The following is a 17,720-nucleotide window of genomic DNA, read 5'->3' as shown; positions in this document are numbered from 1 at the left end:
TCCTACAGTGCGGCATAGATGTTGCGATTGAACTTCGTCTCCATCACCACATGCGATGCGGTTTTGACGATGCCGCTGATTTCATTCAGCGCATTCACTTCCCGGTTCAGCTTCTCGAGCGTCTCGGCCGCGACATGGATGATCAGGTCCCACTCGCCGGCTATGGCATAGACCGCCTGGATCGAAGGCATCGCCTTGATCTTCCTGGAGACGTCCGGGTAGCTCTTGTTGTTCAGGGCGGCGAAGGTGAAACAGTGGACGGAATTCTGCGCCGCCTCCTTGGTCAGCCGCACCGCGTAGCCTTCGATGACCCCGCCCGCCTCGAGCTTTTGTATGCGCTCCTGCAAGGCAGTCCGGGATACGCCGAGCTGACGCGCCAGTGATGCGACCGGCTCACGCGCGTTCTTCTGCATCAGCGCGAGCAGCTGGCGATCTTTTTCGGTCAATTCCACAATCAATCCTCTCCTTCGATCCGCCCTGGAACCCGTCCAATCGCTCGGCGCGATCCTATCGGCTGAACCACCGCCGCGACAATCCTCAGGAACCGCCGGTGCAGGCTGCGCAAGGCGCAAATATCCGGCATTTTGCCGCCTCACGGCACGTAATGACTGCATGGCTGCCATTATCCGGCATTTCGCCGGGTGGAACCCTGCTTTTCGCGACCTGAGTGTCAACTGTCACAAACGCCAGTCCATGAGGGGGAACAGCTTCGGCTGCGATGGACGCAAATCGACACCGAGCCGCGTTGGACTTGCATCCGCAAGCCGAACGCCACGGTACGCCGCGGAGACGTCGCGGACGAGGCCGATCGAAACAACCACTGGTGCCCGACGCAGGTACCGTCATTTCAGCTGCATCCATAAGGGAGGATAACTTTGAAAAAACTGCTCGATTTCGCCATTCTTGCCGTCGCGACATTCGCGATCACGACGGCGGCCATGGCCGGAGAAACTTTGGATCGCGTCACGTCGAAGAAGGCGATGGTCGTCGCCACCAACGCCGCCTGGCCGCCGCAAAGCTTTCTCAATGACAGCAACGAGCTCGCCGGCTTCGACATCGATGTCTCGCGCGAGATCGGCAAACGGCTGGGGGTCGAGGTCTCGTTCGAGACGCCCGACTGGGCGACCCTGACCGGCGGCCGCTGGCAAGGGCGCTACGACCTCGGCGTCGGCTCGGTCACGCCGACCAAGGCCCGTTCCAAGGTGATCGATTTTGTCGGCATCTATTACTACAGCCCCTATGTCTACGTCGTGCACAAGGACAGCACCGCGAAGTCGGTCGCCGATCTCAACGGCAAGGTGATCGGCGTCGAGACGGCCACCACCTCGGAGGATTTCATCCGCCGCAAGCTTGAGATCGACGCGCCCGGCCTGCCTCCCGTCGAATACAAGCTGGAGCCCGGCGAGATCCGCACCTTCGCCGATTCCATGCTTCCCTTCGATGACCTGCGGCTTGGCGACGGCGTTCGCCTGAATGCCGTGATCGCGCCGGAGCAGACGGCGCAGAACGCCATCAAGAACGGCTATCCCGTGAAGATCCTCGAAGGGGAATATGCCTTCCGGGAACCGCTCGTGGTCATCGCCGAGAAGAACGATCCCGAGTGGACCGCAAAGGTTTCGGGCATCATCGCCGAGCTGAAGAAGGACGGCACGCTCGCCGCGCTGACCACGAAATGGTACGGCAAGGACTACAGCGCCAAATGACGTTGGATTGCCCGCCGGCCGCCGCTCGGCGACCGGCGGGCATCACGCGTCAGATGCCGGAGCGGTGCAGCGTTTGAAACAATCGCCACCCCTCTCTAAACCGTTGTTCTTGCGCAATTCCCCAGGGAAAAGCGCTCCGCGCTTTTCCTGACGAGCGGGATGCAGTTGAAAGTCGCCGATGGCCTATCCGGACACCTACTACGCCCGCACCATGATCGACCGGAAGATCAGGCCCCCGCTCCGCGGCGAGGCGCACTGTGACGTGGCCGTCGTCGGCGGAGGACTGGCCGGCCTGACCACGGCGTTGCAACTGTCGCGTTCCGGGCTGCGCGTCGCCGTGCTGGAGGCCCAGGTCGTCGGTTTCGGCGCCTCCGGCCGCAATGGCGGCTTCGTCACGCCTGGCTTCGCCACCGGCGGCGACACCATTGCCGCGCGCGTCGGCAAGGAGGCCGCGCGGCAACTGCACCGGCTGTCGATCGAGGGCGTCGAATTCGTGCGTCACACCATCGAGGCGCTCGACATATCGGCCGCCACGCCGCGCGACGGGCTGGTCAGCGTCCTGCGCTACGACGATGGCGACGCGCTCAAGGCCTATGCCGACCAGACGGCGCGCGACCACGGATACAAGCTTCAATATCTGCGCAGAGAAGACGTCCGTTCGGTGCTTAAATCGGCTCGCTACTATCAGGGCCTGCGCGACCCGAAAGCCTTTCACATCCATCCGCTTAATTATCTGCGTTCCGTGGCCGATGAGATCGAGCGGCTTGGCGGCAGCATCCATGAGAGCTCCGAAGTCGTGCAATGTGATCTGTCGGGGCCGCAAAAGATGCTGCGCACGCGAGAGGGCACGCTTCGGGCAACTCGCGTCGTGCTGGCTACCGGCGGCTACACCGGCCCGGTATTCACCCAGCTCCACCGCGCCTTCCTGCCCATCGCGACCTATGTGATGGTTTCCGAGCCGGCGCCGCGCCTGATCGCGCAAGCCGTTGCGACCACGGACGCGGTCGGCGACAACCGGCGGGCCGGCGACTACTATCGGCTGGTCGATGGCGGCAATCGCCTTTTGTGGGGCGGGCGCATCACCACGCGCGCCGCTTCCGCCTACGCGCTGGCGCGCGAGTTGCGCCGCGAGATGATCGGTACCTATCCGCAGCTTGCGGACCTCAAGACCGAACTGGCCTGGTCCGGATTGATGTCCTATGCCCGTCACCTGATGCCCCAGATCGGCGAATTGCAGCCGGGCGTCTGGTATTGCACGGCTTTCGGCGGCCATGGTCTCAACACCACGGCCATCGCCGGAAAAGTCGTTGCGGAAGGCATTCTGGGCGTTTCGGACCGGTACCGGCAGTTCGCGCCATTCGGATTGAGCTGGGCCGGCGGCGCCGCCGGCCTGGCGGCCGCGCAGCTCACCTACTGGAAATTGCAGGCGCAGGACTGGTGGCGAGAACGTCATGCCGCCACGAAAGACAAGGTGACGGCATGATCGGCAGGCTGATGCTCTTCTATCCGGGGATCACCCGCCGCGCAGCGGCGGCGCTCGTGCTGGCGCTGTTGGCCGCCGGCCTTTACGCGATGGGCATCAAGTCAAGCTGGATCGGCTCGGTGATTCCAGTTGCATCCGGCTGGCTGCAGGCCAACCCTGCCCTGTCGCGCGCGCTTTCCGCAGTGCTGATCGCGCTCGTTGTGCTGGTGAATTGCAAGCTGCTGCTGCTTTTGCCCCGACGGCAGCAGATCGTCGGCGTCTGGATCGAACTGTTCGTGCTCCTGATGCTGTTCTTCTATTCCTTCGACCTGTCGCTTGCCTTCATCGCCAGGAAGATCGGCTTCCTGATCACCCAGGGCGTCACCACCACGCTCTACATTTCGGCGATCTCGATCCTGATCGCGACAGCCATCGCACTTGTCGGCGCGATCGCCAAACTGACCGGAAACGGCATTGTGTACGGGCTGGCCACTTTCTACACCTCGTTGTTCCGCGGCCTTCCTTTGCTGATGCAGATCTACATCATCTATCTCGGCCTGCCGCAGGTCGGTTACGTGATCGGCGCGGTGCCGGCCGGCATTCTGGCGTTGTCGCTGTGTTATGGCGCCTACATGACCGAGATCTTCCGCGCCGGCATCGAAAGCATTCCGCGCGGACAGAGCGAAGGCGCCACCGCGCTTGGACTGAGTCCCGGCCAGACCATGGCGCTGGTCATCCTGCCGCAGGCCATGCGCGTCATCATCCCGCCGACCGGCAACCAGTTCATCGCCATGCTGAAGGACTCGTCCCTGGTGTCGGTCGTCGGCGTCTGGGAGATCATGTATCTCGCCCGCACCATGGGCCAGACGGAGTTCCGCCATATCGAGATGCTGATCACCGCCTCGATGATCTACTGGATCCTGTCGATCACGCTGGAGTTCGGCCAGGCCTATCTCGAACGGCGTTTTGGCCGGTCGGAGCGCCGGGCGTAGGAGCAATACCAGGAAAACTGCTCACGGTTTTCCGTCCAGAATAGCGTGAGGCAAAGAGCTGGGAGCTCGGCGATCCCTCAAGCGCTGAAGCGCTCGCTGGCTGCCGCCGTGGTGCTGGTGCGCATCGCCATAAACGGCTTTTAAGCCGCTCCGGCGCCATCATGTGACGCGGCTTTGCCGGGATGAGATGATTTAGTGGGGACTGCGGAATCCTCAGGCGGCGACCACCTTGCCGAGATGCTCGCCGAGCCGGCAGGCCAACGTCGTGATCGTCGTCGTCGGGTTGCATTGGCCCGAGGTGCAGAACACCGAGGAGCCGCCGACATAGAGATTGTCCATGCCGTGCACCTTGCAATTGGCATCCACGACGCTCGTGGCGACATCGGTGCCCATGCGCGTGCCTCCCATGTGGTGGTGGCCGGCCGTCTCCTCGTCCGTCGGGTAGTCGCCGCCGTTCGAAATCCAGTCGGCTATACGCACCCGGCCCAGATTCTTCTGGGCTAGCGTCGTCCCGAAAAGCCTCAGCCCTTCGAGCAGCGTGCGGCGTTCCAGGTCCGATTTCTTCCAGTGCAGCTCGATGCGCGGCACGCCGGCGTGGTCGACCACGGTCTTCGACAGCTCGACCCGGTTCGAGGCCAGCGGCGCCTGCTCCCAGGCTACATAGAGCTGGGCCGCGCAGCGCAGGTTCTGGTTGAGCCTGCCCGATAGCCACTCCGCCATGTTGGGCGCCGTACAGGCGAGATCCGCGATCAGGTCCTTGACGCCGGGATAGGGCGTCTCGATCAGCCTGATGCCGAAATTCATGATCCGCAGCCGCTCCATCGCGGCCGGCATCGGCGAGAAGAAGGCCTCGTTCACCGCATCGACCTCGAATGCGCCATAGTCGGCCAGGATGGCGTTGCCGCCCTGGAAGGTCGGGTGTTCCATCCAGTAGCGGCCAAGTGCCGTCGCGTTCGGCACGACGCCGCCATTGGAGCGCTGGTTCGACCACAAAAGCAGCCGCGAATTCTCCAGCCCGCCGGTACAGACGATGAAGTAGTCGGCGCTGAAGAAGCCGGCATCCTGTCCCTGCGACCGCAGCCTGGCGCCGGTCACGCGTCTGCCGTCGCCGGCAAGCTCGGTGGCGCAGGTGTTGAGCACGACAGCGATGTTCCTGCTCTTGTCGAGCTCGCCGGCGTATTTTTCAGCGAAGCGCACCGCACCGCTCTTGATCAGCTGCACCCAGCGGATGTCGTCCGAGATCGGCGCGTCCGGCCGGAAATCCGGCAGTTCCAGGATGTCGCGCACTTCGCCCAGATAGGGTTCGATGTCGCTGCGCCGGATCGGCCAGCCCGTGTCCGGCACCCACGCCTTCGGCTCGAAATCCTGTTTGTCGAGCACGCGGCACCAGCCGGCCCAGTGGTTCGAGCTGCCGCCCATGAACCGCAGCCGGGTGATATCGAGATCGAAATAGAAATCGCCGACCGTGGTGCCGCGGTAGAAATCCTGCGAGGTGTCGCTGAACTCCCTGCCGCCGGCCTCCAGCACCACGACCGGTATGCCGGCGGCGCCGAGCTTTCTGGCGATCGTGGTGCCGGCCGGGCCGGAGCCGAGAACGCAGACCCTGGGCGTGAAATTCGCGGCGCGAAACGCCTCATAACTGTCGAAGATCATGCCAGGTCGCTCCGCTTCAGGATCCAGCCATTGACCTCGACGATCTCATCGGGGGCGGCTTCGGAAGAACCCGCATCGGGCAATTTGCGGAACAGCGACAGGGCAGGCACCGCGATCAGCGTCTGCATGATCATTCGGCGCGATATCTTCTTGATAAGGAAACTCATGACAGGTCTCTCGACGGGGTCTCTATCCAGGCATGTTCCCTGAACATCCAGGCATGTTCCCTGAACGGCACATGCTTCATCATCGAAGCCAGAAGCGTGCCAAAACTGGTTGCAAGCCGGAACAATGCGCAGCCGAGTGCAAACAGGGTTAGAGACTCCTTAACAAGCCGATATGCTGGATCAGCCCGTTCAGGCCGCCTCGGAGATGTCGGTGTCGAGGATCACCAGGTTGCGTCCCCGATGTTTGGCCTGGTAGAGGCGCCGGTCGGCGGCCCGCATCAGCTCCGACACGCTGGCGCTTTCGTCGCAGAGGGTTCCGCCGATGCTGACGGTCAGCGGAATGGTCCGCTCGTCCACGGGCCGGAAGCGGATCATCTCGACCTCGCGTCGGATGTGCTCGGCGACGCGCTTGGCTTCCCGTTCCGTGGCTCCGACCAGCAATGCGCCGAACTCCTCGCCGCCGATGCGGCCGAGGACGTCGCCGTCGCGCACCCCGCGCTTGATGGCGCTGGCGATCAGGAGTAGCGCGTCGTCGCCGGTCAGATGGCCGAAGCTGTCATTGATCATCTTGAAATGGTCGGCATCGATGATCAGCAAGGCGCCGCGATCGGGCTTGTGCCGGGAGCCGTTGAGCACGGCAAAGAAGCTTTCCCGGTTGAGCATGCCCGTCATGTCGTCGCGGCTGGCCTTTTCCGCCAGCCGGCGATGCGCTGCGGCAAGCTGGGCGTGCGTGCGGGCAAGGTCGCGATGCGCCGACTTCAGCCTGTCGCTGTGCCAGAACGTGCTTGCGCAGGCCGCCCATGCAAGAACCAGCGGACACAATGTCGAGGTCAGCCAGATCATGCGGTTGACCGGGAATCCCATGGCGGGGACGATGATCAGGGTCAGAAGGAGCGAAACCGCGACGGAGACGAAAGCAATGGTGGCGGACTTCAGAATTATACTGCTCATCGCTGGCTCCCACTGGACCGCCTCTGTGCCAGCAAGCCCTGAAGGCCACCTTTCCAGGATGCCTAAAATTTGAACGGTGAGACTGTTCTGCCACTTTCGGCGCGTAGAAGTTGTGGATAAAGCCCCTTCAAGATCGTCCGTTTCGTGCCATAAGGGGCGCATGGCTACACACCCCGACCCCGCTCGCTTCGCCCATGTCACCGACTGGGTGTTCGACCTGGACAACACGCTCTATCCGCATCATTCGAATCTGTTCTCGCAGATCGACGTCAAGATGACCGCCTATGTCGGGGAACTGCTGTCGCTGCCGCGCGAGGACGCGCGCAAGCTGCAAAAGGAACTTTATCGGGAATATGGCACGACACTGAACGGGCTGATGACGCGCCATGGCATAGACCCCGACGATTTCCTCGAGAAGGTCCACGACATCGACTATTCCTGGCTGGTGCCGGATCCCGTCCTCGGCACCGCCATTCGCCAGCTTCCCGGCCGCAAGTTCATCTTCACCAACGGCGACCGCAGGCATGCCGAGCGCACTGCGCGCCAGCTTGGCATCCTTGATCATTTCGACGACATCTTCGATATCGTCGCTGCCGGGCTCAACCCCAAGCCTGCGCGCCAGACCTACGAGAAATTCGCCGAACTTCACGCCGTCACCGGCCACAATGCGGTGATGTTCGAGGATCTCGCGCGCAACCTGTCCGTGCCGAAGTCACTGGGCATGACGACGGTCCTGGTGGTGCCGCGCAATTTCGAGCCGACATTCTCCGAAATCTGGGAGCGCGATCCGGCGCAGGAAGATGATGTCGACTTCGTCACCGACGATTTGGCCGGGTTTCTGACGGAGATAGTCGTGGGGATAAGGCAGTAGGGCAGTAGGGCAGTAGGGCAGTAGGAAGATGAGGGGCGCTCTCAGCCCTTGATTCTAGATATACTGCCTTACTGCCCTACTCCCTTACTCCCCTAACTTATAGAACCGGCTGACGATGCCCCAGGCCTCGTCGGCGGTGTCGACGAAATCGATGATGTCCTGGTCGCCGGGACTGATCGTGCCTTGCTCGGCGAGGAAGTCGAGATCGATCGCCCGTTTCCAGAAGGATTTGCCGAACAGGATCACCGGCACGCGCTCCATGCGCCCGGTCTGGATCAGCGTCAGCGTCTCGAAGAATTCGTCCATCGTGCCGAAGCCGCCGGGAAACACCGCGACGGCCTTCGCGCGCATGACGAAATGCATCTTGCGGATGGCGAAATAGTGGAAGTTGAAACAGAGTTCCGGCGTCACATAGGCATTGGGCGCCTGCTCGTGCGGCAGAACGATGTTAAGGCCGATAGAGGGCGCGCCGACATCGTCGGCGCCGCGATTGCCCGCTTCCATCACGCCGGGCCCGCCGCCGGTCACCACGACATATTCGCGGTAGTATGAACTGGCCGATTGCTGCGAGCAGAGGCGGGCGAATTTGCGCGCCTCCTCGTAATATTTGCTGTTTTCCTCGAGGTTCTTCTTCTGCGTCTCGTTTTTGGCCGCCCAGGCCTCGCCGCCGGGTTCAGGCAGCCGCGCGCCCCCGAACAGGACCACGGTCGAGCGGATACCGCGCTCGGCCAGGATCATCTCCGGCTTCAGGAGTTCGAGCTGCAGCCTGACCGCGCGCAGTTCGCGCCGCGTCATGAAGTCGGGATCGTTCCACGCCAGGCGGTAGGTCTCGGCGCGCGTCTGCGGCGTGTCCGGCACGCTCCTGGCCCGCTCCAGATCCTCGTCCGAATGCGGCAGCGGCGTCCAGCCCGCCTTTTCCATGGGTGTCATGATGTCAGGTCCGTCCATTTCATTCACTTGCGCCGTCCCATGGCGCAGTCGCGATTGACCCCTACTCTGCCTTCACATAGGGTCCGCGCGATTTTCAAAACAGGTTAAGGCTCAGCCCCTTAACAGCCTGGTAATGGAGCGAATTCATGTCGAAGCCGGATCTGGCGAGCCTCGAAAAGACCATCGACAAGGCCTTCGAGGAACGTGACGCGATTTCGACGGCGACCAGAGGCGAGACACGCGACGCCATCCAGTCGGCGCTCGATCTGCTCGACCGCGGCACCGCCCGCGTTGCCGAGCGCCAGGCCGATGGCCAGTGGCATGTCAACCAATGGCTGAAGAAAGCCGTCCTTTTGTCCTTCCGGCTGAACCCGATGGAGATCATCAAGGGCGGTCCCGGCCAGGCCGTGTGGTGGGACAAGGTGCCGTCGAAGTTCGACGGCTGGAGCGCCGTCGATTTCGAGAAGGCCGGTTTCCGCGCCGTGCCGTCGTCGATCGTGCGCCGCTCGGCCTATGTCGCGCCGGGCGCCGTGCTGATGCCGTCCTTCGTCAATGTCGGCGCCTATGTCGATTCGGGCACCATGGTCGATACCTGGGCTTCGGTGGGCTCCTGCGCCCAGATCGGCAAGAATGTGCACCTGTCGGGCGGCGTCGGCATCGGCGGCGTGCTGGAGCCGATGCAGGCCGGTCCCACCATCATCGAGGACAATTGCTTCATCGGCGCGCGCTCGGAAGTGGTCGAAGGCTGCATCGTGCGCGAGGGCTCGGTGCTCGGCATGGGCGTCTTCATTGGCCAGTCGACCAAGATCGTCGACCGCGCCACCGGCGAGATTTTCTACGGCGAAGTGCCGCCGAATTCCGTCGTCGTAGCCGGTTCGCTGCCGGGCAAGCCGTTTCCGAACAATGAGCCGGGTCCAAGCCTCTATTGCGCGGTCATCGTCAAGCGGGTCGATGCCAGGACCCGGTCCAAGACCTCGATCAACGAATTGCTGCGCGATTGATCTTTTTGGAAAGCGGGCGCACCTTCCGCCGGCGCGACGATCGGTCGCGCCGGTTCAACATGGAGGGTGGCATGGACTGGAGATGTCTGCTGACGAGCTTCGACGGCCGCATCGATCACGCCAAGTTCTGGGCCGGCATCGGTATATTCATCGTCATCGGTATTGTTGCCTTCATTCTCGATGCGATTCTCGGCACGCGCTTCACGACCGCAGGCGGCGGCAGGATCGGCATCATCGGCATGCTCGTCGCGCTGGCGTCGCTCTATTTCGCGATTGCTCTCTGTGCAAAACGCTGGCACGACCGCGACAAGTCGGGCTGGCGGACGCTGATCGGTCTCGGCATCTGGCTGCTGGTCGGATTCGGCGTTCTCGAAGGCGCCCAGGGTGTCAATCAATATGGACGGGACCCGCTTGCCTGACAGATCCAACCTCACTTGGCTTTTCTTCAAGACATCGGGCCGCGTCAGTCGCGCGGCCTATTTTCTTGGCGGGCTGCTCGTGGCCATCATCCAGGCCTTCCCGCTCTATCGTTTCACGCTGGTGCCGGAAGGCTCGCCCGAGAGCAACATGTGGTCGTTCGTCTTCTTCATCGCCTTCATCGCCTCGCTGTGGTCAAACATCGCACTGGCGGTGAAGCGGCTGCACGACCTCGACAAGCCCGGCATCGCGGCGTTGATCCTGTTCGTGCCGGTCGTCTCGATCGTCGCCTTCGTCGTGCTTTGCCTGTTTCCGGGCCAGCCCGGACCCAACCGCTATGGCAAGCGCACCAATGCACCGGCCGAACCCTGAGCGCCCATCATCGCGATGCGCTACTGACGGTATGCATGAAAAGGAAGGCCTGAAGCGCGTCGCCTGAATTCATTCAGACGCGACGCGCTTCAGGCGCGGCGACCTGATCCGCGCTGAAACCGGGCGATCCGCAGCCGGCCGCTTCCGCCTCACGCACCAGGGCGATGATCCGTCGGACCGTCGGCGCCGGCGTGCCCGCTTCTTGCGCCAGGCGAAGAACGGCGCCTTGCAAATCGCCGATCTCCGTCGGCCGGCCGCGCTGCAGATCGTCCCACATGGAGGAACGCGCCTCCCGGTCGATGGCCAGCATCCGCCTCGCCAGCAGCCTGAACAGCCAATCGGGGAGGCGGAGCACTATCGGCAACAGCGCCGGCCGCAAGCCGGCGATCCGCGCCGGCTCGATGCCCGACGCCTTCATGGCCTGGAGCGCCTCGTCGATCTGTCTTGCCAGGATCAGCCTCCAGCGCCGGTCGGCAAGCTCGCTCGCCAGCGGCAGGCCCGAAAGCGCCACCAGCGCATTGTTCAAATTCATCAAAAGCTTGCCCCACAGCACGGCTTTCATGTCGGCATGGACTTCAACCCGGAACCCTTCGACGCCGATAAGGCTGATCAGACCGGCATCGCTGTCCTCGATCGTGACCTTGCCGTCGCTGGCGCGGTGGACACGCAGCGGTAATTCGCCGTCGGCCGATTGCACGACATTGAACGGCACCATGCCGGCCAGCACTGGTCGCCCGCCGACACCGGCGCGCAGCCTGTCGGCATTGTCGATGCCGTTCTGCAGGCTCACCACCACGGCGTCCGGCGGGGCGTGGGAGGCGATGAGCGCAGCCATCTCCCGCGTCGCGCCGCTCTTGACGGTGACCAGGATCACGCCCGCCTGCGGCAAGGCAGCGGCTGGTTCGGTGGTGACGGCAAGCGCTTGCGGCTCGAGGCCTCGATCGCGGCCCTCAAGGTCGCTGATCCGCAATCCGCCTTGCCGCAGAGCCGCCTCGACGCGCGGCCGGGCCAGCAGGATGACCTTGCGCCCGGCGAGCGCCAGGCAGCCGCCGGCATAGCAGCCGATGCTGCCGGCGCCGGCAATGACGATTCTCTTGCCCCCGTTTGCCATCCTGTCGCTCCGCACCGGGCCCACGACTATACGACATGAAAACCATAATGTCGGCGGTATCGCCGGTCATAGGACTGGCCCCTACGTCTGGCCGTGACAGGCCTTCAGCTTTCGACTATCGCTTTTGCCATGACGCTGCCGATCGATCCCGCCGCAAACCTCGCCGCCCTCATCCGTTGCGCCTCCGTGACGCCGGCCGAAGGCGGTGCGCTGACCGCGTTGCAGACGATGCTGGAACCGCTCGGCTTCCTCGTCGATCGCCCGGTGTTTTCGGAAGACGGCACGCCCGACATCGAGAACCTTTATGCCAGGCGCTCCGGCAATGGCCCTCATCTGATGTTCGCCGGACACACCGACGTGGTGCCGGTCGGCGACGAAGCCGCCTGGACGCATCCGCCCTTCGGCGCCGAGATCGCCAATGGCGAGATGTATGGCCGGGGTGCGGTCGACATGAAGGGCGGCATCGCCTGTTTCATCGCCGCGGTAGCGCGCCATGTCGAGGCGAATGGCGGCCCGAAGGGCTCGGTCTCGCTGCTGATCACCGGCGACGAGGAAGGCCCGGCCATCAACGGTACCACGAAGCTGCTCGAATGGGCGGCTTCCAGGGGCGAAAAATGGGACGCATCGATCGTCGGCGAGCCGACCAACCCGGCTGCGCTTGGCGACATGATAAAAATCGGCCGGCGCGGCTCGCTGTCGGGCGACGTCATCGTCAATGGCCGCCAGGGCCATGTCGCTTATCCCTTGCTTGCCGACAATCCGGTACGCGGGCTGATGAGCCTGGTCGATGCTTTGCTGCATCCCGTCTTCGATGAGGGCACGAAGGATTTCCAGCCGACCAATCTGGAGGTGACATCCATCGACGTAGGCAACCCGGCCACCAACGTCATTCCAGCCAAGGCAACCGCCACCTTCAACATCCGCTTCAATGACAGCTGGACCGCCGAGACCATACAGGCCGAAATCCACAACCGTCTCGACCAGGCGGCGGGCCGCAGGAAATATCGGCCCGGCAAGGAGATGCCGGTCGACTACGAACTCGTCTGGCGCGACCGGCCGAGCCATGTCTTCCTGACCCGCGACGACAGGCTGATCGAGACGTTGAGCGGCTCGGTCAAGGCGGTGGTAGGCAGAGAACCGGCGCTATCCACCTCCGGCGGCACCTCGGATGCGCGCTTCATCAAGGACTATTGCCCGGTGGTCGAATTCGGCCTGGTCGGCAAGACCATGCACATGGTCGACGAGCGCGTTGCCCTTGCCGATCTCGAGACGCTGACGCAAATCTATCAGCGCTTCATCGAAGACTGGTTCGGACAGGACTGAGCAGCATGCTTTCGGCGGACGAGACCCAAGTTTCGCTGACCGGCGCCTGGCGACTGATGCTCGGCAGGGCCGATGGCCTGCGTCTGCTCGACCTGTCTGCCGATGGTTTCTGGAATTCCTTTTTCGCCATCGTCGTCGCGGCGCCGGCATTGATCGTCGGCTGGGTCGGCATCGCCAACGAGATCGGCGATCCCGATGCCTTCGCGGGCCGCTTCAGCATGCTGTTGCGGCTGGCGACAGTCGATATCGGTTCCTGGGTGCTGCCTCTGGTCGCACTCGCTCTGGTCGCGCCGCGCGCCGGCATCGGCGGCCGCTTCGTCCACTATGTCGTGGCCTCGAACTGGGCTTCGGCCATCACCGCCTGGCTGATGCTGCCGTCCGCGCTGATCAGGCTTTTCCTGACCTCGGCAAGCCAGATCTCCAGCCTTGTGTCGCTGCTGTTGTTCGCGCTGTCGATGGTGCTGACCTGGCGCATGACCAACGCGACCATCGGCAGGGGGGCCGCAATCGGGACCGCTGTCTTCGTTGGCATGTTCATCGCTTCGCTGATCGTGCTGTTCGGGCTGCAGGCACTGCTTGGCATCACGGTTCCGGACACCGGAGCTCAGAGCCTTTCGGGACTCTATCCGGGATAATCGACGCCGACCAGAAAAAGCCCGTCGGGCGGCGCCACCTGGCCGCAGGCGGCGCGGTCGTGCGCCTCGAGCGCCGCCTTGAGATCGCCCGCCGTCCATGCGCCTTCGCCGACGCGCTTGAGCGAGCCGACCATCGAGCGCACCTGGTTGTGCAGGAAGGAACGCGCCGAGGCTCTGACTTCGATCATGTCGCCCGAACGGCTGACGTCAAGACGGTCGAGCGTGCGCACCGGGCTCTCGGCTTGGCATTGCGTGGAACGGAAGGTGGTGAAATCGTGCCGTCCAAGCAGCACTTTGGCTGCTTCGTGCATGGCAGCGGCGTCAAGCTGCTTCGGCACCCACCATACCTTGCCCTTTTCCAGCGCCGAGGGCGCGCGCCGGTTGAGGATGCGGTAGAGATAGTGACGGCCGATAGCCGAGAAGCGGGCATCGAAGCCGTCGACGACGGTCGTTGCTTTCAAGATCGCGATGCGGTTGCCGGCGGCCTGCAGATGCGCGTTGACGGCGTCGCGCACCTTGTCGTCCGGCCAGGCCTTGGCCAGGTCGACATGCGCCACCTGGGCCGTCGCATGCACGCCCGCATCGGTGCGGCCGGCAGCGCGCAAGCGGACCTGCTGGCCGCAGAATTTTTCGATCGCCTGCTCGATCGCCTGCTGCACCGAAGGCTGGTCCGCCTGGTGCTGCCAGCCGGCAAACAAGCTGCCGTCATATTCGATGTCGAGGCGAAAACGCGGCATGCCGGGCGGCTATACGCACTCGCCTAGGCGGCGAGTGCGGTGAAGGCCGAGGCGTAGACCAGCCGGCCGGTTTCGGGAGCGTCGCCCCAGGCCAGCGCCTGCAGCGCCTCGCCCTGGTACTCGCTCTCGAATCCTTCGGCGCGCGCGTGGCTGTAGCCGAAACGGCCGTAGTAGGTGGGGTCGCCCAGCACCACGGCCAGCATCTCGCCGGCGTCGCGCAGGCGGATGTGAGCCTCGCGGATCAGCGCGCCGCCAATGCCGGTGCCGTGAAAGGAGGGCTCCACCGCCAGCGGCGCCAGTGCCACCGCCGGGAAATCCTTGCCGCCGGTGCGGGCGAAAAGCCGCGAAAACAGGATGTGGCCAACCACTTGCCCGTCTTCTTCCGCCACCAGTTCGACAACGGCGTCGCCGCCGGAAACCAGCGCGTCAACCAGCCCGGCCTCCGCCTGCTGGCCGAAAGCGTGTTCCTCGACGAGGCGGATGGCCTCGCGATCCCGCGGCGTCGCCGCGCGTATCGACATCATGCTCATGACAATTTCATTCCTTTTTCGATCTTGGTCCCGCGCAGGAATTCTTGCGCGGCGGCGGGCCTTCCGCCCGCCCGTTGAACTTCGACCAGCCGGATCGCGCCCGCTCCGCAGGCGACCGTCAGGCGGTCGTCGAGAATTCCTCCCGGTTCGCCCATGCCTTGCGCAAGCGTCGAGCGAAGCAGTTTCAGCCGTTCCACCCGGCCACCAATTTCAACCTCGCACCAGGCGCCGGGGAAGGGCGACAGGCCGCGAATGTTATTGTGGACTTCGGCCGCGGGTCGCGTCCAATCCACGTGCGTATCGGATTTATCGATCTTTTTGGCGTAGGTCACCCCCTCAACCGCTTGGGCGGTGAACGCCAGGCTATTCCTTTCCAGCCGCGCCAGCGCTTCCACGATCAGTGCGGCGCTGACGCTCATCAATCGATCATGCAGATCGCCGGCGGTCATATCGGGTTCGATGACGCATTTTTCAACCAGCCCCACCGGGCCGGTGTCGAGGCCTTCTTCCATGCGCATGACCATCATGCCGGTTTCGCTGTCGCCCGCCATAATCGCCCGTTGGATGGGCGCCGCACCGCGCCACCGCGGCAACAGCGAGGCATGGCCGTTGATGCAGCCCAGTCGCGGCGCCTCAAGCACCGCCCTGGGCAGCAGCAGGCCGTAAGCCACGACCACGCCGATATCGGCTTGCAGCGCGCGAAAAGCTGCCTGTTCGGCCTCGCCCTTGAGCGACGTCGGCGTGCGCGTCTCGATGCCCAGCCGTTCCGCCTCGCGCTGTACCGGCGACGGCGTCAGCTCAAGGCCGCGCCGGCCGGCGGCTCGCGGCGGCTGCGTGTAGACGGCCGCGACCTCATGTCCGGCATCGGCAATTGCGCGCAATGTCGGCACCGAAAACTCCGGCGTCCCCATGAAAATGACGCGAAGGGGCATTGTCCCCTATCCCACCAGCTTGCCCGGAGCCTTGTCCTTGGCTAGCTTCTTGAACTTCTTCACCACCATGTCGCGCTTCAGCTTCGAAATGTGGTCGATGAACAGCACGCCGTTGAGATGGTCGATCTCATGCTGCAGGCAGGTTGCCATCAGCCCCTCGGCCTCCATTTCCTGCAGCTTGCCATCGCGGTCGAGATACTTGACCCGCACGGAAGCCGGGCGTTCGACCTCGGCATAATAGTCGGGAATCGACAGGCAACCTTCCTCGTAGACGGAGCGCTGGTCGGCGCTTTCCAGGATTTCGGGATTGATGAAGACATGCGGCGCCGGCGTCTCGTCCTCCTTGGCGAGGTCGATCACCAGCATGCGCAGCGGCTCGCCGATCTGGATCGCGGCCAGCCCGATGCCGGGCGCGTCATACATGGTCGCCAGCATGTCGTCGGCCAGTTTGCGCAAGGGCGCGTCGACGCGCTCCACCGGCTTGGAAACCTGGCGCAGGATGGGGTCGGGAAGGATGATGAGCGGCTTGATCGGCATGGCGTCTCACCTAAGACCTTGAATAAAGGGCGTCAACCGGTACGCCGGGGGATCGTTCACGTTTTGATCTGTGCTGGCCGGCCGAATCGTCTATGCTGTGTGCATGAACGACCTGACATCCATCCTTTCGGAACCTGTCGCCCGGCTTGGCGCGACCACGATCACGCTCGGCCATGCGCTGGCGTTCGGGGCCTTTGTGTTTCTTGGCCTGTTCGTGGCGCTTGTCGTCGCGCTGTGGCGCTCGGCCAAGGCGCGCGCCGTGGCCGCTGCCGAAGCCGCCGACCATGCCCGCGACGCCGAGGCGCGGATGGCCGGCATATTGCAAAGCCAAGCCGAGATGCAGGGCCGCATGGGCGCCATCGCGGAAGTCTTCGGCGCGCGGCAGGCGGAACTGACGCAATCGATCGGCCAGCGCCTCGATGCCATGACCGGCCGCCTCGGCCAGACCATGACCGAGCAAACCAAATCCACTCATGAGAGCCTGGCCAAATTGCAGGAGCGGCTGGCCGTCATCGACACCGCGCAAGGCAACATCCAGTCGCTCGCCGGCCAGGTCGTGCAATTGCAGGCGATCCTCTCCAACAAGCAGACGCGCGGCGCCTTCGGCCAGTCGCGCATGGAAGCGATCGTCGCCGACGGTCTGCCGCACGGCGCCTACGAGTTCCAGGCGACCTTGTCCAACGGCAGCCGTCCCGATTGCCTGGTGAAGATGCCCAACGGCGCGCCGGCGCTTGCCGTCGACGCCAAGTTTCCGCTGGAAGCCTGGAACACCATCCGCGCCTCCGAAGGCGCCGAACAGCAGAAGGTCGCGTCGCAGGCCTTCCGCCGCGACATCGAGGTGCATGTCCGCGATATCGCGGATAAATATCTGATCCAGGGCGAGACGCAGGATACCGCCTTCATGTTCGTGCCGTCGGAATCGGTGTTTGCCGAGATCCACGAAAATTTCGAGGCGGTGGTGCAGAAGGCGCACCGCGCCCGCGTCGTCATCGTCTCGCCGTCGCTCCTGATGCTGTCGATCCAGGTCATCCAGGCGATCCTGAAGGATGCCCGTATGCGCGAGCAGGCACACCTGATCCAGGGCGAGGTGATCCGGCTGATGGAGGATGTTTCGCGCGTCGACGAGCGGGTGCGCAAATTGCAGGGCCATTTTGCCCAGTCGGCCAAGGATATAGACGACATCCTCGTCTCGACGTCGAAGGTGACCAAACGCGGCCAGAAGATCGAAGCTCTGGAGTTTGGGGCGCAGCCCGGAGGCGATGCCGACCCTGACATGGCGTCACCAGCCCCTGCGAAGCCGGAACCCGGCCCGCGCGTTGTCGATTCCCCACGCGTTGCCGATTCAAAGACCGGCCAGCTCAGGCTGAGGGTCGTCGAAGGCGACGAATGAGGCGCC

Annotated in this window: 20 protein-coding genes; 10 read left to right on the top strand and 10 right to left on the bottom strand. The window is 63.9% G+C overall.

Annotated elements, in window-relative coordinates:
* Positions 1-2: 2 nt before the first annotated feature.
* Positions 3-623: an Lrp/AsnC family transcriptional regulator gene (locus FJ986_RS06015; RefSeq protein ID WP_224680500.1), complete on the bottom strand. Its 621-nt coding sequence runs from the start codon at positions 621-623 to the stop codon at positions 3-5.
* 315 nt (positions 624-938) lie between these two features.
* Between FJ986_RS06015 and FJ986_RS06010 the strand changes: the two genes are divergently transcribed.
* From FJ986_RS06010 to FJ986_RS06000, 3 genes are all read left to right on the top strand, one after another.
* Positions 939-1,703 (top strand): transporter substrate-binding domain-containing protein, encoded by a 765-nt coding sequence (locus FJ986_RS06010; protein ID WP_224519058.1) that lies wholly within the window; start codon positions 939-941, stop codon positions 1,701-1,703.
* 178 nt (positions 1,704-1,881) lie between these two features.
* Positions 1,882-3,186, top strand: coding sequence for an FAD-binding oxidoreductase (locus tag FJ986_RS06005; protein ID WP_140673684.1), 1,305 nt, complete (start codon positions 1,882-1,884; stop codon positions 3,184-3,186).
* Positions 3,183-4,157 (top strand): amino acid ABC transporter permease, encoded by a 975-nt coding sequence (locus FJ986_RS06000; protein ID WP_140514310.1) that lies wholly within the window; start codon positions 3,183-3,185, stop codon positions 4,155-4,157. The genes FJ986_RS06005 and FJ986_RS06000 overlap by 4 nt, the downstream gene beginning before the upstream one ends.
* 213 nt (positions 4,158-4,370) lie before the next feature.
* On the opposite strand, the gene FJ986_RS05995 is transcribed toward FJ986_RS06000, so the two are convergent.
* The 3 genes from FJ986_RS05995 to FJ986_RS05990 form a co-directional block, all read right to left on the bottom strand.
* Positions 4,371-5,810, bottom strand: coding sequence for a GMC family oxidoreductase (locus FJ986_RS05995; RefSeq protein ID WP_140673682.1), 1,440 nt, complete (start codon positions 5,808-5,810; stop codon positions 4,371-4,373).
* Complete coding sequence (locus FJ986_RS30410; protein ID WP_181165184.1) at positions 5,807-5,977, bottom strand: hypothetical protein; 171 nt, start codon at positions 5,975-5,977, stop codon at positions 5,807-5,809. The genes FJ986_RS05995 and FJ986_RS30410 overlap by 4 nt, the downstream gene beginning before the upstream one ends.
* Positions 5,978-6,166: 189 nt before the next feature.
* On the bottom strand, positions 6,167-6,928 hold the full coding sequence (locus tag FJ986_RS05990) for a GGDEF domain-containing protein (protein ID WP_140673680.1): 762 nt from the start codon (positions 6,926-6,928) through the stop codon (positions 6,167-6,169).
* A gap of 160 nt (positions 6,929-7,088) precedes the next feature.
* Between FJ986_RS05990 and FJ986_RS05985 the strand changes: the two genes are divergently transcribed.
* A complete protein-coding gene (locus tag FJ986_RS05985; protein WP_140491455.1) occupies positions 7,089-7,799 on the top strand; it encodes a pyrimidine 5'-nucleotidase in 711 nt (236 codons plus the stop codon).
* Positions 7,800-7,883: 84 nt separating this feature from the next.
* Here FJ986_RS05985 and FJ986_RS05980 read toward each other — a convergent pair whose 3' ends face one another.
* Positions 7,884-8,729, bottom strand: a complete 846-nt coding sequence (locus FJ986_RS05980; protein WP_140491453.1) for an LOG family protein — start codon at positions 8,727-8,729, stop codon at positions 7,884-7,886.
* Positions 8,730-8,875: 146 nt separating this feature from the next.
* Here FJ986_RS05980 and dapD point away from each other — a divergent pair, with 146 nt between their 5' ends.
* The 3 genes from dapD (at position 8,876) to FJ986_RS05965 (ending at position 10,519) form a co-directional block, all read left to right on the top strand.
* On the top strand, positions 8,876-9,730 hold the full coding sequence (gene dapD, locus FJ986_RS05975; protein WP_140491451.1) for a 2,3,4,5-tetrahydropyridine-2,6-dicarboxylate N-succinyltransferase: 855 nt from the start codon (positions 8,876-8,878) through the stop codon (positions 9,728-9,730).
* 71 nt (positions 9,731-9,801) lie between these two features.
* Positions 9,802-10,149 carry a DUF805 domain-containing protein gene (locus tag FJ986_RS05970; protein WP_140514313.1) on the top strand — a complete coding sequence of 116 codons (348 nt, stop codon included), beginning with the start codon at positions 9,802-9,804 and terminating at the stop codon, positions 10,147-10,149.
* Entirely contained in the window at positions 10,142-10,519 is a 378-nt protein-coding gene (locus FJ986_RS05965; protein WP_224556389.1) for a DUF805 domain-containing protein, read from the top strand. Before FJ986_RS05970 ends, FJ986_RS05965 begins: the two co-directional genes overlap by 8 nt.
* 73 nt (positions 10,520-10,592) lie before the next feature.
* Here the strand turns inward: FJ986_RS05965 and FJ986_RS05960 are convergent, their stop codons facing one another.
* Positions 10,593-11,630: a 2-dehydropantoate 2-reductase gene (locus FJ986_RS05960; RefSeq protein WP_140673678.1), complete on the bottom strand. Its 1,038-nt coding sequence runs from the start codon at positions 11,628-11,630 to the stop codon at positions 10,593-10,595.
* A gap of 129 nt (positions 11,631-11,759) precedes the next feature.
* Between FJ986_RS05960 and dapE the strand changes: the two genes are divergently transcribed.
* Positions 11,760-12,953, top strand: coding sequence for a succinyl-diaminopimelate desuccinylase (dapE, locus tag FJ986_RS05955; protein WP_140673676.1), 1,194 nt, complete (start codon positions 11,760-11,762; stop codon positions 12,951-12,953).
* A gap of 5 nt (positions 12,954-12,958) precedes the next feature.
* Complete coding sequence (locus tag FJ986_RS05950; RefSeq protein WP_140514320.1) at positions 12,959-13,588, top strand: transporter; 630 nt, start codon at positions 12,959-12,961, stop codon at positions 13,586-13,588.
* On the opposite strand, the gene truA is transcribed toward FJ986_RS05950, so the two are convergent.
* Genes truA through def form a run of 4 tightly spaced genes read right to left on the bottom strand, consistent with a single transcriptional unit; the run spans position 13,576 to position 16,324 of the window.
* Positions 13,576-14,325: a tRNA pseudouridine(38-40) synthase TruA gene (gene truA, locus FJ986_RS05945; protein WP_140673674.1), complete on the bottom strand. Its 750-nt coding sequence runs from the start codon at positions 14,323-14,325 to the stop codon at positions 13,576-13,578. The genes FJ986_RS05950 and truA overlap by 13 nt on opposite strands.
* A 23-nt stretch (positions 14,326-14,348) precedes the next feature.
* Entirely contained in the window at positions 14,349-14,855 is a 507-nt protein-coding gene (locus tag FJ986_RS05940) for an N-acetyltransferase (protein WP_140514323.1), read from the bottom strand.
* The gene (gene fmt, locus FJ986_RS05935; RefSeq protein ID WP_140514325.1) at positions 14,852-15,787 is read right to left on the bottom strand and encodes a methionyl-tRNA formyltransferase; all 936 of its coding nucleotides are present in this window, start codon (positions 15,785-15,787) and stop codon (positions 14,852-14,854) included. The genes FJ986_RS05940 and fmt overlap by 4 nt, the downstream gene beginning before the upstream one ends.
* 6 nt (positions 15,788-15,793) lie before the next feature.
* Positions 15,794-16,324: a peptide deformylase gene (def, locus tag FJ986_RS05930; protein WP_056573548.1), complete on the bottom strand. Its 531-nt coding sequence runs from the start codon at positions 16,322-16,324 to the stop codon at positions 15,794-15,796.
* 103 nt (positions 16,325-16,427) lie between these two features.
* Here def and FJ986_RS05925 point away from each other — a divergent pair, with 103 nt between their 5' ends.
* A complete protein-coding gene (locus FJ986_RS05925; RefSeq protein WP_140673672.1) occupies positions 16,428-17,714 on the top strand; it encodes a DNA recombination protein RmuC in 1,287 nt (428 codons plus the stop codon).
* The last annotated feature ends 6 nt before the right edge of the window (positions 17,715-17,720 follow it).

Source organism: Mesorhizobium sp. B1-1-1 (assembly GCF_006442955.1).
Classification (GTDB): Bacteria; Pseudomonadota; Alphaproteobacteria; order Rhizobiales; family Rhizobiaceae; genus Mesorhizobium.
The sequence above is the reverse complement of the archived record's forward strand: the minus strand, read 5'-3'. Positions and strand labels throughout refer to the sequence as shown.